Below are 15,157 nucleotides of genomic sequence, written 5' to 3'. Positions count from 1 at the left end.
CCCGCGCCGGGGTCGCCGGTTCCCGTTCGCCCGGCCGCGGCGCGTCCACGCCCGCCCGGCCGCCGGCGGGGCGCCGCCCCGCCACCTGCCCGTCCGGCGAGTTCTGCCCGCCGGGCGGCCGCCGCCCGGCCTCCTGCACGGCAGGCCGCGCCGCGCCCTCCCCGTTCCGCGCGGGGTTCGCGGCGCCCGCGGCGACCACGACCATCGGGTCCGGCTCGCCGCGGATCCACACCCGCGCGAGCGTCACCACGGCGTCGACGCCGCGTTCCCGGCCGAGGAAGCGGACCTGCACGCGCCGCCGCCGGCCCGTCCGGACGACCGCCGCGAGCTGCGACCGCACCGCCGCCCGGGTGGCGAGGTCGCAGAACGACGCGAACTGCTTGCCCGACACGTAGCCCGCCGACACCCCGAGCAGCGCCGCGGCCTGCCGGTTGACGCGCCGCACGCTGCTGCTCCGGTCGAGCAGGAACAGCGGGACGGGCGCGTCCTGGAACACGGTGCGCAGCACGCGCCGCTCGTTCTCGGCCGCCGCCGACCCGCCCTGCTCGGGCCCGTGCTCGGAGCCCATGGCGCGCAGCGCCGCGAGCGCGAGTTCGAGTTCGACCAGCGCCGCGTCGAGCGTCGCGCGCAGGTCGGGTTCGGGCATGTCCGCGGCCTGCCGCAGCTCCCCGATGCGCCCTTCGAGCTCGGTGATCTCGCGCAGCATCGCCTCCGGCTCGAGCTGATCGAACTGATCGTGCATCCGATCTCCCTTTCGTCCGTTCGCCACGGCGAAACCGGATCGGCCACCGCCCTGACCGGGCCGGGCCCCGCTCTTCACGACCGCTTTTCCTTCGCCCGTCCGGCTAGGTGATCCCCTGGTCACCGACGATACGCTGCGCCAGCGCCGTGAGCTTCACGTGCCGTGTCTGAGAGATGCGGCGCATCTCGGCGAACGCCTCGTCGGCGTCGCAGCCGAGCGCGTGCATCAGGATGCCCTTCGCCTGGTCGACGACGGCGCGGGCCTCGACCGCCTCCTGGAGCTGGACGGCCGTGCGGTGCACGTCGTCGTACTGCTGGGTGTTCGACATCGTCGCGCTGCCCTGCGCCATCAGCAGCGAGGCCAGCGCGTGCCGCCCGGGGCCGAGCGACTTGGGCGTCACCCCGTAGAGGGTGAGGGTGACCATGACGTTGACGTTCAGGTGCGGGGACGTGATGAAGCAGCGGACGCCGCGGCGCAGCATGTCCGCCATCGCGTCCGGCCAGCGGGACTCGACGAGGATGTCGTCGGAGCCGTGCGGGCGCCGCTCGGTCACCACGTCGAACAGGGGGCCGTGGCCGCGCGCGAGCTGGCGGTCGGTGACCTCGGCGATGTCGGGATGGCTGGCGGCCGCGGCCAGCGGTTCGGGACGCGTCTCCTCGGGAACGGGAGGGTCGACGCCGTTCGTCCGGGGCAGGGCCCAGCGGACGCCGGACGCGCCGGCGCAGCCCGGGACGGCCCGGGCGGCCAGCTCGGCCACGCGGTGCAGCGTGCCCACGTCGGAGGACTCCCCGACCACGCCCAGCCGCGCGATCTCCAGCGCGAGCTGGTCGGTCAGGACCGTGTCGGTCGGCGTCACAACAACGACGGTATCTCGCCGGCCGCCGTGCGCGGACCCTCGCCCCGGGATCAGCTGTTCGGGGCCGCCTTGCTGATCTCGTGCAGCGGGCGGGCGACGTTCGGTCCGCCGCCGTCCGCGACGGCGAGGTCGCCCAGGGACACGATGCCCACGGGGCGGTGCAGGGCGTCCACCACGGGGAGCCGCCGGACGGCGTGCTCGCACATCAGCCGGACGGCCGTGCCCGTGTCGTCGTCGGGGCGGACGGTCGTCAGCTCGGCGGTGCACACGTCGCCGAGCGGCGTCAAGGAGGTGTCACGGCGCTCCGCCACGGCCCGGACCACGATGTCGCGATCGGTGACGACGCCGCACAGGCGTCCCGCGTAGGTGACGAGGACGTCGCCGATGCCCTCGTCGCGCATGACGCGTGCCGCCTCGTCGAGCGTCGAGTCCAGTGGCAGCGCCTGCGGGGCCGCGGTCATCACGTCGCTGATCATTCGTGACATCGCGTGCGGTTCCTCCAGTTTCTCCGGCGCTCGCATGGCCGTGTGCGCGCTTTACCCGCGCAAAGGCCGCCCATGCGGCCGTGTCGTGATCCGGCCCACGCCCGCCCGCGGCGGACGGGCGCCGGTGACGCGCCGCACCCGTCACCCGGCGGGCCGCCGGGTCAGAACGCGAAGACCATTCCGGTCCGCGAGCGCATCACGCAGTCGTTGGGATAGGTCTTGCGGAACCGGACGGGCCGTCCGCGCCACGTGCCCGCCGCCCGGACGGACACCGGCGAGTGGATCGCCGTGCACATCCGGCCGTCCGGCTCGTGCTCGAACCGGCCGCCCGACTCGGCCAGGTCGGCGCACGCCCGCATCGCCTCCGGGTGCCGCCCGCCGGGCGGATCGCAGCGCAGCGTGGCGTTGCGCGGTTCGGCGCCCTCCCGGCCGGGATGCTTCAGCGTCAGGCGGAGGGACGTGGCGGACTCGGAGTGGGCGACGGGCAGCAGGGCCAGGGCGGCGCCCACGAGGACGCTGCCGAGCGTGTGCGGCATCGAGGCTCCCGAAGGTCGGGGGTCGAACGACCGAGAGGTTTGGGGGGACGTCGCTCACTGTACTCGCTCGATTACCCAATGCGCATGCGAATGCCCGATCGTGCCGCGGACGTCCGGGGCCGGGAAGCGGGCGACCCCGCGGCCGAGGGGTGGCCGCGGGGTCGCATCGGGAGGAGCCGGGAGGAATCGGGGGTGCCGGGGGCGGGTCTGGAACGGTCCCGCCGGATCGGCCGGACGGGTCAGGCGGCGAGCGTGTGGGCGTCGGCCGGCTCGTCCGCGCGGGCGCGTCCCGCGCGGGGGTGGTCGGCGAGGGCGTCGCGGAGCTGCTTGCGGCCCCGGTGCAGGCGCGACATGACCGTGCCGATCGGGGTCCCCATCATCTGGGCGATCTCCTTGTACGGGTAGCCCTCGACGTCGGCCAGGTACACCGCGTCGCGGAACTCCTTCGGCAGCGCGCGCAGGGCGTCGACGATCCGCGCGTCGGGGATGCGGTCGAGCGCCTCGTGCTCGGCGGACCGGAACCCCTCGGCGTGGGCCTCGCCCTGGGCGATCTGCCACTCCTCCAGCTCCTCGGAACCGGCGCGCTGGGGCTCGCGCTGCTTCTTGCGGTAGGTGTTGATGAAGTTGTTGGTCAGGATGCGGTGCAGCCAGGCCTTGAGGTTCGTGCCTTCCTTGAACTGGTGGAAGTTCACGTAGGCCTTGGCGAGCGTCTCCTGGACGAGGTCCTCGGCGTCCGCGCTGTTGCGGGTCATCCGGACGGCCTGGGCGTACAGGGGGTCGGCCAGGGGAAGGACGTCGCGCTCGTAACGCTCGGTGCTCGGCAGGTCGCGGTCGGTGCGAAGGTCGGTGGTGAAGGTAGCAGCGGTCATCATCGCTCCCGTGGTCGTTGCCTGCAGGTGCGGGCCTGCAGTCGCGCGCTCGGCGGCGTGCGCGCGTGTGTCGGGCGGAAGACCGCCCCCCGTTCATTGGTACGTGCCACCGGTTTCCGACGGTTTTCGGCCGGGTTCATGACGCGTTTCGACGTCGATGGCCTTGGTCGGGCGCCGGGCGTTCCCCGTCGGCTCTGCCGGGGTCCGGCGTGTCGGGTCGCTCGGCCGCGCATGGAAGGTGGGCCGAGGGAGACGCGCGAGTCGGGCGATGCCAGGGCGACCCCGTGCTCCGGGACGTCGCGGGTCGTGTCCGGACCGGCGCTCTTGCTCTCCGGTGGTGTTCCCGTTACGTAAGACGCACGGTAAGGCCCAAATGGTTGCGTGGCGTCCGTCACAAGAAGTGGGACGCCCCCAGAAGCGCGTGGCTCCTGGGGGCGTACTTTACCCGTCGATCAGGTGAACTGGGCGGTCCGTCCCGGCAATGCTGACCGGGCCGGACCTGCCGGTCAGGGGAGCAGGAGGTTCAGCGCTCCTTCCATCAGGGCCTCCCGCCGGGCCTTGTCGCCGACCTGCTCGAGACCGAACCCGAGCAGGACGGTGTCCTTGGTCGCGACCGCCGACACCGAGTCGATGAGGGCCTCCGACCGGACGAACTCGCTGACGTTGCCCGGGCTGCCCGCGGGCGCGCCCTGGACCGTCCACGGCCCGAGCCCCGACTCGAAGTCCGCGGTGTCCAGCGGCCCCTCGGACGTCGTCACCTTCGTGTCGTCGATGAACACCCCGGCCTCGCCGGTGAACGGGTCGCTCACGTAGGCGATCGACACCTCGACCTTCTTGCCCGCGTAGGCGGACAGGTCGAACGAGGTCGGCACCCAGCCGTCCGACTCGCCGGTGAACGCGTGCCACTCGCCGGTCGTGCCGGTGTCGCCGCAGGGGTTGCCGCGGGTCAGGTAGTGCTCCAGGAACGGGTGCATGTCGAGCAGGTACTCCTGCTCGCACTGGGTCGGGACGGTGCTGTCCGTCCGCCCGTTCTCGTCGGGCAGCGTCGTCCAGTCGCCGGCCCCGGCCGTGTGCGCCTCGACGATCACGTTGTCGTACCCGCCCTCGGTGCTGTACGACAGCTGCGCCTGCAGTTTCGGCGCCTGCGCGGCCGTGACCCCGGTCAGGTCGATCGTCCGCGTGAGCCGCCGGTAGACGGCGTCCTGGTGCGTCCCCGCGACGTACCACCGGCCCTGGACCGGCTCGGTCCCCGCGGCGGCGCCCGTGTAGTCGCCGGCCTTCCAGCTGCGGAACTGCGGGAAGTCCCTCACGGGCAGGACGGACGAGGTGACCTGGAAGCCGCCCGCCTCGTCCAGCTTGTTGGACGACGTCCCGGCCAGCCCCGCCTCGATGCCGGAGAACGGCCGCCCGGACCCGACGAAGGCGGTCGGGGAGCCGATGTGCTGCCGGTCGTAGGCGCCCAGGTAGTACTGGAAGAAGTCGTCCGACAGCAGCTCGCAGTCGTCCCGGAAGCTGGTCGTGATGACGCACGGCTCGTCCGGGGATCCCTTGAGCCCGTAGTAGAGGCCGCCGCCGTTGTACCTGCTGGCCGCGCCGGCGTACCCGGTCGTCTCGCCGACGTGCAGCAGCTTCCCGCGCTCGTTCAGGTATGCCCGGACGTGCAGTTGCAGGTCCTTCGCGCGGTCCGCGACCTGCGAGTCCGGCATCGGCCCGATGGGCGTCCGCACCGGCTCGTCGGCCTCGTCCTGCGTCAGGCGGTTGTCGCCCAGGTACCAGACCACGGCCCGGAAGTGCTTCAGGACGCCCAGGTGGTGCGGCGCGCCGTCCTCGTCGACGTCCCACACGAGCGGGGTGTGCCCGGCCTCGCGCACCAGGTCGGCGTACTGGCCCGCGTACTTGGGCGCGTCCGTCCCGGACGGGTAGGTCGGGTTGACGCCGGTGTAGTCCTCGTCCGCGATGACGAGCACGTCGGCCTTCTTCTGGTCGCGGACCTCGTAGGTGAAGCGGTCGCTCTCGACGCGCTCGCCCTTCTCGTTCGTCCCCGCGAACCACACCTCGACCTCGTCCCCGGGCTTCTGGCCCGTGACCTTGCCGCGGAACTCGCCGTAGTACTGATCGTTCGCGTCGCCGTACCGGTCGCCGCCGCGCCACTCGCGGGCGCCGTCCTGCCGCACCGGGCCGCCGTTGATCCGGTAGAGCAGGTCATGGTTCTTCAGCGACCGGCGGATGATCGCCGACACCTCCTGCACCGGCCCGTACGACACCTTGAACGGGTCGGTCTCGAAGTCGGGCGTCGTCCGCTCGACGACCGAGACCGGGTCGTCCGGGTCCTGCGCCGACCGGGCAGTCGCGATCGCCAGCGGCAGGTTGTACCGGAACTCCCTCTCGATCAGCGCCTCGTCGTCGGGGAACTCGAAGCCGCTGCCGCACTCGTTCGGCTCCCACTCGTCGTCCGGGTCGTACCCGGCGGCCGTCGCGCAGGTCGCCATCTCCGGCGTGTAGGACAGGGTGCCGTACACGTTGTCGGTGTGGTCGTTGGTGTCGCCGTTGGTCGTGTAGAGCTGCGCGCTGAGCTGCGGGACGTACCCGGGGACGGCCGGGTCCTCGGCGTCGCCGAGCAGCGCCTCGTAGATCGGGTCGTCCGGGCTGCGGGTGAGCGTCTGCCAGCCGTTGCCGTACAGCAGCAGCTCCGCCGCCGAGTGGTAGTTGACCAGGAACTTCGGCCGCAGCCGCTCGAACAGCTTCATCTGCGCCTGCGTCTCCGGCTCCGAGCCGGGCGCCGGGCCGCGGTAGGTCGCGTTCGTCCGCAGCGGCGACGATCCCTCGTTGTCGTACCCCCACTTGTACGGGAAGTTCCGGTTCAGGTCGACGCCGTCCTGGCCGGTGATCCGCCCGTCGCCGTCGTTGTCCCGGACGTTCTTGCGCCAGAGCCGGAACCCGTCCTCGAACGTCAGGTCGTAGCCGTCCGGGTTGACCACCGGGACGAACCACAGGTCCGTGGTGTCGACGATCTTCGTGAGCTCGGCGTCGGTGCCGTAGCCGTCCACGTAGTGGTGCAGGAGCCGCCGCACCATCTCGGGCGTGATCCACTCGCGCGCGTGCTGCGCCGCCTGGTACACGACCACCGGCCGCTGCCCGTCCCGCAGGTTCCCGACGTCCTTGCTCACCCGGACGGCCGTGATCGGCTTGCCCTGGTGGCTCTTGCCGATGTCCACGGTCTTCGCGATCGAGGGATTGTCGGCCGCGACCTTCAGCAGCTCCTCGCGGAGGTTCCCGGGGCCGCTGTAGGGGCGGAACACGTTGTCGGGGGCCGCCTTGGCGCGCGCGCGGACGTCCTTGCCGTCCACCTTCTTGACCTTCAGGCCGAGGCCCTGCCGGTTCAGCTCGGCGGCCATCGCGCCGTTCATCACGGCCTCGACGCGGACGCGGCCGTCGCCGCCCTTCCCGGTCTCGACGTCCTCGTGGTCGAGTCCCGCCCGGTCGAGGATCTTCATCTGCGCCGGTGTCAGCTCGGCGGTGTAGACGTCCACGGTGCCGCTCGCGGCACGCGGTCCGGGGGCGGCGTTCGCAGGGGCCGCCGTGAGCGCTCCGATCAGGAGCGCCCCGGCGGCCAAGATGGGTGTGAGTCGTTTGTGCCGGAACAGCGTGCGCGTCATCGCGCCCTCCCTGGCATTGATCACAACGGGGGTTGCGTGATCGTCATCCGGGGCGAGAGGGGTGTCAACGCACCATTGGCGTCATTTGCCGCTTCTGGTCATTTCGGTACGCGCGTGCACCGGACGTCCGGCTGGTGCGTCCGGCGCGCGCGAGAAATCGCGGCCGCTTTCCGCATAGCGCGGACGCACGGACCTCGCCGGATGTAGCGTCACCCTCACCAGGGGTTGTCAGTGCTCGTCAAAGGCGCCTGCCGGCCGGGTGCGGCGCGTCGTTCGACCAGGGGGTCCGCATGACCGTCCCGCAGAGCCGCCCGCCGGACGTCGCCGACGGCGCACCGGACACCGCCGCGGGCGCACCGCCCGAGGGGTACGCGCCCCGGTTCCTGCACCAGCGGCTGTTCGGCGTCGCCCGCATCGCCGCCTTCACCCTCGACCGCGACGGCCGCATCCTGTACTGGAACGCCGCCGCCGCCGACCTGTTCGGCGTCCCGCCCGACGACGCCGTCGGGCACGACCCCGCCGCCCTCCTGCGCCTCCCCGGCGAGCACCGCGCCGCCTTCCAGCCCGGCGCGTTCGGGCACGTCTGGTGCGGCGCCTGCACCGTCCCCCGCGCCGACCACGGCGAACTCGTCGAGACCGCCTGGTGGGTCTACCCCCTCGAGGACGCCCCCGGCATCGGCGCCCTCGCCCTGGCCGCCGACCTGCGGCACCTCCGCGAGGAGGGCCCGGGCCTGTCCATGGGCGGCGTCCTCGTCGCCGGGCCCGACGGCGCCGCCCGCCGCGACTCCGGCGCCCGGCTGCTGCGCGTCGAACCCGCCCTCGCCGCCTCCGCCGACGCCGACGCCGCCCGCGCCCTCGCCCGCCTGCTGCCCCCCGCCGACCCCGCCACCCCGGTCATCGCCCGCCGCGTCCTCGACCTCGGCTGCCCCGCCGTCACCCTCAGCCTCACCATCCGGCTGCCGATCGTCCCCTACCGGGGCGGGCCGCCCGACGACCCGCGCGTCCGCCCCCGCGCCGCCGGCGCCGCCCGCCCCGGCGAGCCCCCGCGCCCCGACACCGTGCGCGAGCACCTCGCGTTCCTCGGCGAGGCCGGCGACCAGATCGGCGGCTCCCTCGACCACCTGCAGGCCGCCCGCACCCTCGCCGCCGCGATCGTCCCCAGGTTCGCCGACTTCGCCGCCGTCGAACTCCTCGACGTCGTCGCCGACGCCGCGGGCCCCGCCGCCGACATCGACGACACCGTCCGCGTCCGCCGCGTCGGCGTCGTCCACAACGACGAGCCCGGACGGTGGGACGACGCCGTCCCCGAAGGCGAGGTCCTCCGGCTGCCGCCCGGCACGTCCTGCCTGCAGGCCATGCGCAGCGGCCGCACCGTCCACGTGCCGCGCGTCGACGACGCGTGCGCCGCCCGGCTCGCCGCCCCCTTCACCGACCGCGACCTGCGCCCCCTCTACACCGGACGCGCGCTCGTGATCGTCCCGCTGATCGCCCGGGGCCGCGCCCTCGGCAACATCAAGCTGCTCCGCAAACCCGACCGGCCCGGCTTCGACGACGTCGACCTCGCCCTCCTCGGCGAACTCGCCCGCCGCGCCGCGCTCTGCATCGACAACGGCCGCCTCTACCGCCGCGAGGTCCAGGTCGCCCAGGAACTCCAGCGCAGCATGCTCCCCGACGACCCGCCCGACGTCGCCGGCGCCCGCGTCCGCTACCGCTACCGGCCCGCCGGGCAGGCCGCGCAGGTCGGCGGCGACTGGTTCGACGCCATCCCGCTGCCCGGCTGCCGCCTCGGCATCGTCGTCGGCGACGTCATGGGCCACGGCCTCACCTCCGCCGCGATCATGGGCCAGCTCCGCACCGCCGTCCGCACCCTCGCCGGGGAGGACACCCGCCCCGGCCGCCTCCTCCGCCAGCTCGACGGCCTCGCCCGCCGCCTCGGCGAGGACTACCTCGCCACCTGCCTCTACGCGATCTACGACCCCGTCGCCCGCACCTGCACGCTCGCGAACGCCGGGCACGTCCCGCCCGTCCTCGTCGCCCCGGACGGCGGCAGCCGCGTCCTCGACCTCCCCGAAGGCGTCCCCATCGGCGTCGGCGGCGCACCCTTCGAAGCCGTCCAGATCCCCGTCGAGGACGGCTCCCGCCTCGTCCTGTGCACCGACGGGCTCCTCGAACGCCGCGACCGCGACCTCGACGAGGGCCTGCGGGAACTGCGCGGCCACCTCGCCGCCGCGCCCCCCGACCTCGACGCCGCCTGCGACGCCGTCCTCGCCGGCCTCGGCAGCGACAACCCCGTCGACGACGTCGCCCTCGTCGCCGTCGGCTTCGACGGCCTGCCGCCCGCCGACGTCGCCGCGTGGGACCTCGAACCCGAACCGTCCATGGTCCGCTGGGCGCGCGCGCAGGTCGCCGAACGGCTCACCCGGTGGGGCCTCGACGCCCTCACCCCCACGATCCAGCTCCTCGCCAGCGAACTCGCCACCAACGCGCTCCTGCACGGCGCCGGGTCCGTCCGCCTCCGCCTCGTCCGGGGGCGCGCGCTCGTCTGCGAGGTCTACGACGACGGCGCCGACCTCCCGCACCTGCGCACCGCCGCCGCCACCGACGAGTCCGGCCGCGGCCTCCAGCTCGTCAGCCACCTCGCCGCCCGCTGGGGCACCCACCGCACCGCGCACGGCAAGGTCGTCTGGTTCGAGCACGACCTATAGGGAACCGTCACCCCCGCGACAGATCATTTCCGGCGCCTGCTCCGTTCAGATCGAACAGTGGGCGAACATCTGACGCTGCCGATCCCGGAGACCCTCGAGGCCGTCTACGCCGTCGCGTCCACCGCACCCGTCACCGCAGACCTGGCCCGCACCGAGGTGGCCCGCCGCATCGAACCGCCCCTGCGCGACCTCACCCTCGGCATGCTCGACAGCCCCATGGTCACCCTCGACCAGCGCCCCGTCGCCGACTGGCCCCCGCTCCCCACCGACCTCCTCACCGCCTACGGCGCCGCCCCCGGCGACCTCGCCGCCCTCGCCCGCGCCACGCACCTCCTCGTCGTCCGCGCCGCGTACCGTCCCGGCCGCCCGCCCGCCCACGAATGGGCCGCCCGCACCATCGCGCACGCCGTCCCCGGCACCGTCATCGACGTCTTCACCCCGCGCATCCTCACCCCCGACCACCTGGAACGCTCCCTCCCGTCCCCCGACGGGACCGTCCGGCTCACCGACTGGGTCCTCCTGCCGCACACCCCGTCCGGCGCCGGCTACTGGTTCACCACCCGCGGCCTCGCCCGCTTCGGCCTCCCCGAACTCCAGACCGAGGACGTCCCCGCATCCCTCGTGGAACCGTGGGCCCGCGTCCTCAACGGCCTCACCCACCGGCTCCTCGACCTCTGGCACGACGCGCTCCGCACCGCCGCCGACACCGCCCGCCTCCCCGCCGTCGTGTCCGTCGGCCCACGAGACGTCGCCGCGCAGGAGCTCGCCGAACCCGCCGGCCGCGAGATCGCCGTCCGCCTGCACCTCGACGGCGACGTCCTGACGGTCCGCCCCGCCGAGGACGGCCCCGCCCGCCTCGAGTCCCTGTGCGCCGCACTCCTCGGCCCACCTTGCCGATGATCTTCGTGGGACGCAGGATCGAAACGTGACATCCGGCCCGCACGAACGTCCAGAACCCGAACCCGAACTCCCGCACCCGGGAGACGTCCACGTGGCGGGCAGAACCAAGCCCCCTGCGGGCGCCCCGCGGCGCCCTTACCGTCCGGATACACCCGCCTCACCCCTGCCGCCCCCCGGCCCGTCCCCGTGGACGCCCCACCGGGAGCAAGCGCCACCCCCGAGCACCGCACCCCCGCCGTGGGCCTCGCCAGGGGCCACCCCCGGCAGCACGGCACCGACGTCCCCCCAGCGGGCCCCGCAGCCCGGCGCCGGGCCGTCCGCGCCCGCCGAAGGCGCGGCGCCGCGGTCCGGAAGCGGCGCACCCCCGTCGTCGGACTCCCCGGAGGTGCCCCCCAGGGGAGCGGCGCCGACGTCGCCCCAGCGGGTTCCGCAGGGTGAGCCGTCGCCGGGTGGCGCGTTCGGGCCCTCGCACGGCGAGTGGTCGGCCGGAGAGCCGCCGGGGACGGGTTCGGGCGGCGCGGATTGGTCGTCGGTTTCCGGGACGTCCGGTGGTGGCCCGGCGCTCGGTGGGGGCGCGGCGGCGGCGTCACCTGATCGGGCTTCGTCCGACGAGCCGCTGTCTGCGGGCGGGGCCGGGGCGTCGCAAGGCGGGCCACCGTCTGCGGAGCAGTCGTCGGGTGCGGGTCCGGGCGGCGCGGGTTGGTCGCCGGTTTCCGGCGCGTCCGGCGGTGGGGCGTCCGAGCCCGGTGGGAGCCCGACGCCGTGGTCGGAGACCGGCGACGCTCTTGGCGGTGCGGGGCCGACGTCGCCCCAGCGGGTTCCGCAGGGTGAGCCGTCGCCGGGTGGCGCGTTCGGGCCCTCGCACGGCGAGTGGTCGGCCGAAGAGCCGCCGGGGAGAGGTTCGGCCAGCACGGGTCGGTCGTCGGTTTCCGGGACGTCCGGTGGTGGCCCGGCGCTCGGTGGGGGCGCGGCGGCGGCGTCACCTGATCGGGCTTCGTCCGACGAGCCGCTGTCTGCGGGCGGGGCCGGGGCGTCGCAGGGCGAACCACCGTCTGCGGAGCAGTCGTCGGGTGCGGGTCCCGGTGGTGTGGATTGGTCGCCGGTTTCCGGCGCGTCCGGCGGTGGGGCGTCCGCGTCTGCTGGGGGCGCGGTGCCGCGGTCGGGGAGCGGTGCGGGGTCGTCGTGGGGTCCTGCTGGGGCGGACGACACCTCTGGGGGTGCGGCGTCGCCCCAGGGGGCCTCGCAGGCCGAGTCGTCGGATGCGGCCGTGTCGGGTCGTTCGCCTGGTGGGCAGCGGTCGGCGGAGTCGTCGGGTGCAGACTCAGGCGGTGCGGATTGGACGTCGGTTTCCGGGACGTTCGGTGGCGCATCTGCGTCTTCCGAGGGCGCGGGGGCGTCGTGGGAGCCTGCCGCGCCGGAGGGGGACTCTGGCGGTGCGGCGCAGGCGGCGGCTCCGGGAGCCTCCCACGACGAAGCGGCTTCCGCTGAGCGCCGGGCGGCCGGGGATGTGGGCTCGTCGTGGGCGCCGGACCGGCCGGGCGGCCCGGCGTCGCCTCTGGGCGCTGCGCAGGGGGACCGGGATGAGCGGGCGCCGTCTCCGGAGCCCGGGACCGACCGGGGCGCGGGACCGTCGGCGGAGCGCGCCGCGTCCGGGAGTGCGGGGCCGGGGTCCTTCGACGCGCCGTCCGATTCGGGTGTTCCGGAGGACGAGTGGCGGCCCGGGCCCGCGGCGCGGAAGGCGCGGGGGCGGCGGATGCCGTGGCCGTGGAGGTCGCGGGGGAAGGCGGGGCCGGCGTCCGGTGGGGAGGTGCCGTCGCGGCCGGCCGAGCCGTCGGCGACGTCCCTCGACTGGACGCCCCGTGGACCTCGGGTGCCGGGGGACGAACCGGTGCCGGACGCCTCGGCCCGCGACGGCGAACCGGCGGGGCCGTCCGGGGCCGAGCGGCCCCCCGGGCGCGGGCTCCCGCCGGGACGTGCGCCGTCGGCGCCGCGGGGGCTTCCGCCCGGGAAGGACGACGACGGGCTGTGGAGCGTCGTCGGGGCGGTCGGCGAGCCGCCCGGTGCGGAGCCGGCCCGGGACGACGCGTCCGGTGGCCCGGAGGACGCACGGGCGGATTCGGCGGCGTGGGTGCGGCGTGGGGCGCTCGGGACGGCCCCCCGCGAACCGGTGGAGGTTCGGGAACCCGAGCCGGTTCGGCTCCGCAAGCCGCCGGTTCGGCGGCCGGAGACCGATCCGGGACGGCGTGCGGCGCTCGTGGACGACTTCGTCGGGGAGTTCGTGGGGAGCGCGACCTGGGCCGCGACGCTCGCGGTGCTGGAGGGGGCGTTCCCGGGGTCGGGGATGGCGGTGACGCTGTCCCGGCGGGCGGACGAGCTGTGGGGTGCGATGGTCGGGCTGGATCGGCGCGCGGAGCTGGGCGTGCCCGCGTGGGTCGATCACGCGGGGATGGTGCTCGACCTCAGCGCGCACGCGGAACGGTCGGTGCCGGACGTGCGGCGGGGGCGCGCGTCCCGTCCGTATCCGGGGGCGTTCGTCATCGACACGCTGGACCCGTTGCGGTACCACCGGCCGGTCGGGGGGCCGGTGGCGCCGGGCGCGGGGACGCTCGCGGCTCCGCGGGCCGAGGACGAGGACAGCGGCGTCGTGATCGTCGGGAGCCTCGCCGCGTCGGGGACGCGTGTCCTGGATTCGGCGGAGTTGTGGCGGTACGCCGGGCGGGTGGTGGCGGGGACGCTGCACGAGCCGGGACGCGCGGACACGCGGGCGCGGGCGCGGCGGGCGCTCCGGGCGCTGCGGCGCGCCGTCGTGGTCGATCCGGAGCTGCGGCTGGCGCTGTGCCTCGGGGTGGACGAGGCGCGCGTGCCGCGGTGCATGCTGGCGCTGACGGTGCGGGACGAGACGCCGCGGTTCGTGCGCGCGTGATCAGTCGTCGGCGCGGAGCGAGGTGAGGTCGCAGCGGCGGTCTTCGGGGAGTTCGCGGATGCGGGCCGCGAGCTCCCACGGTTCGGTGTCGTCGTCGGGGAGCAGCCCGCAGAGCAGGGCGCTGCGGGTGCGGACGGCGGTGAACGGGCCGAACCGCGCGACGCCGTCGCCGCGCAGTTGCGCGAGTTCGGTGAGGAGGGCGCCGAGCGCGGACGGGTCGTCGGGGGCGTAGACGCCGCGCGCGTAGGAGAACAGTTCCTCGGCGAGCGCGTCGGGGCGCATGCCCGACAGGTGGTAGGCGGTGCCGAGCCAGCCGCCGTCGGCGCGCGGGTCGCGGACGCGGACGCGGAGCCCGTACTCGGACGCGCAGCCCTCGTAGGCGTCGGTGAGCAGCGCCTCCGCCTCGCCCTCCTCGCTGAGGAGGAGCCCGCCGACGACGCCCTCGTCGCGGTCGAGCCGGTCGAGCATCTCGCGGCGCAGTTCGTGGACGTCGCGTTCGACGGCGTCGAGGGAGCGGGCGAGGGCGCGCTGGGCGTCGCGGTCGGCGTCGAGGCCGCCGAGGTCCTCGGTGAGTTCGCCGACGGTCTTCTCCAGGGCTTCGACGCGGTCGTGCAGGGCGTCGAACCGGTCGAGGACGTCCGGGGCCGGTTCGGGCTGCGGGATCGGGATGCCGGGCGCCGCGACCTCGGCGACGTCGGCCTGCAGGGATTCGTGGCGGCGGGCGAGTTCGGCGAGCTGGGCGCGGAGTTCGCGCAGTTCGGCCTGGGCGCGGGGGAGCCGCTTGTCGGAGGCCAGGTAGAGCTCGCGTCCGGCGATCGCAAGGCAGAGCAGGACCAGGATCACGGTGGTCATGTCACTCCTCGAGAGGCGGCTGCGCTCTCGACGATAACCACCCGGGGCCGCCCCCGCCGAGGGGGCGGCCGATGTCGTCCGAATGGCCCGGCATTTCCTCAGCCGAAGAGGCCGCCGAGGAGCCCGCCGAGGACCTCGCCGATGCCGCCGGCGATCTCGCCGCCGACGGCGTTCGCGATCTCCCCGCCGACGGCGTTCGCGGCCTCGCCGAACGCGGCGTTCGCGACCTCCCCGGCGGCCTGCCCGGCGAAGTCCTGCGCCATCTGCCCGGCGTACTGCCCGCCCTGGTCGAAGGCGTACTGCCCGGCCTGCGCGAACGCCTCCTGCCCGGCCTGCCCGATGGCGTTGCCGAACTGGTCGACGGCCGGGTACGCGGCGGCGTTCGCGGCGTAACCGGCGGCGTTCACGGCGGCGTCGCCCATCGCGCCGGCCGCCATGGCGCCGCCGATGCCCGCGGCGTCGGCGCCGTGCCCGTGCCCGTGGCCGTGGTGCCCCGGGTGCCCGTGGTGGACGGGCGGGGGCGCCGGGTGCCCGTGGGCGGCCGGGGGGTACGCGCCGGGCGGCGGCGGTGCGCCGTACGGGCCGCCGGGCTGCGGGTACGGGGCGGGCCCGCCGGGCGGCGGCTGGTGCTGC

General features: G+C 75.0%; 11 protein-coding genes. 3 read left to right on the top strand and 8 right to left on the bottom strand.

Annotated features, from left to right (window positions below):
* The 6 genes from ACFQ11_RS34110 to ACFQ11_RS34085 all read right to left on the bottom strand — a co-directional run.
* A partial coding sequence (locus tag ACFQ11_RS34110; protein ID WP_378306392.1) for a PAS domain-containing protein occupies positions 1-742 on the bottom strand: 742 nt, incomplete at its 3' end.
* Between the two features lie 103 nt (positions 743-845).
* Positions 846-1,598: an ANTAR domain-containing response regulator gene (locus ACFQ11_RS34105; RefSeq protein ID WP_378306390.1), complete on the bottom strand. Its 753-nt coding sequence runs from the start codon at positions 1,596-1,598 to the stop codon at positions 846-848.
* Between the two features lie 50 nt (positions 1,599-1,648).
* Positions 1,649-2,074 (bottom strand): CBS domain-containing protein, encoded by a 426-nt coding sequence (locus ACFQ11_RS34100; RefSeq protein WP_378306387.1) that lies wholly within the window; start codon positions 2,072-2,074, stop codon positions 1,649-1,651.
* 170 nt (positions 2,075-2,244) lie between these two features.
* Positions 2,245-2,619, bottom strand: coding sequence for an SSI family serine proteinase inhibitor (locus ACFQ11_RS34095; protein ID WP_378306384.1), 375 nt, complete (start codon positions 2,617-2,619; stop codon positions 2,245-2,247).
* A 239-nt stretch (positions 2,620-2,858) separates the two neighbouring features.
* Positions 2,859-3,488 (bottom strand): sigma-70 family RNA polymerase sigma factor, encoded by a 630-nt coding sequence (locus ACFQ11_RS34090; protein WP_378306382.1) that lies wholly within the window; start codon positions 3,486-3,488, stop codon positions 2,859-2,861.
* A 506-nt stretch (positions 3,489-3,994) separates the two neighbouring features.
* A complete protein-coding gene (locus tag ACFQ11_RS34085) occupies positions 3,995-7,144 on the bottom strand; it encodes a M14 family metallopeptidase (protein WP_378306380.1) in 3,150 nt (1,049 codons plus the stop codon).
* Positions 7,145-7,434: 290 nt separating this feature from the next.
* Here ACFQ11_RS34085 and ACFQ11_RS34080 point away from each other — a divergent pair, with 290 nt between their 5' ends.
* The 3 genes from ACFQ11_RS34080 to ACFQ11_RS34070 all read left to right on the top strand — a co-directional run bounded on the left by ACFQ11_RS34080 (position 7,435) and on the right by ACFQ11_RS34070 (position 13,672).
* Positions 7,435-9,849, top strand: coding sequence for an ATP-binding SpoIIE family protein phosphatase (locus ACFQ11_RS34080; protein ID WP_378306378.1), 2,415 nt, complete (start codon positions 7,435-7,437; stop codon positions 9,847-9,849).
* Positions 9,850-9,906: 57 nt separating this feature from the next.
* Positions 9,907-10,749, top strand: coding sequence for a hypothetical protein (locus ACFQ11_RS34075; RefSeq protein WP_378306376.1), 843 nt, complete (start codon positions 9,907-9,909; stop codon positions 10,747-10,749).
* 1,807 nt (positions 10,750-12,556) lie between these two features.
* The gene (locus ACFQ11_RS34070) at positions 12,557-13,672 is read left to right on the top strand and encodes a hypothetical protein (RefSeq protein WP_378306374.1); all 1,116 of its coding nucleotides are present in this window, start codon (positions 12,557-12,559) and stop codon (positions 13,670-13,672) included.
* On the opposite strand, the gene ACFQ11_RS34065 is transcribed toward ACFQ11_RS34070, so the two are convergent.
* Both ACFQ11_RS34065 and ACFQ11_RS34060 read right to left on the bottom strand, forming a co-directional pair.
* Positions 13,673-14,524 carry a hypothetical protein gene (locus ACFQ11_RS34065; RefSeq protein WP_378306372.1) on the bottom strand — a complete coding sequence of 284 codons (852 nt, stop codon included), beginning with the start codon at positions 14,522-14,524 and terminating at the stop codon, positions 13,673-13,675.
* 98 nt (positions 14,525-14,622) lie between these two features.
* A partial coding sequence (locus ACFQ11_RS34060; RefSeq protein ID WP_378306370.1) for a hypothetical protein occupies positions 14,623-15,157 on the bottom strand: 535 nt, incomplete at its 5' end.

The sequence above is a fragment of the Actinomadura sediminis genome (assembly GCF_042675525.1).
Lineage (GTDB): Bacteria > Actinomycetota > Actinomycetes > Streptosporangiales > Streptosporangiaceae > Spirillospora > Spirillospora sediminis.
The sequence above is the reverse complement of the archived record's forward strand: the minus strand, read 5'-3'. Positions and strand labels throughout refer to the sequence as shown.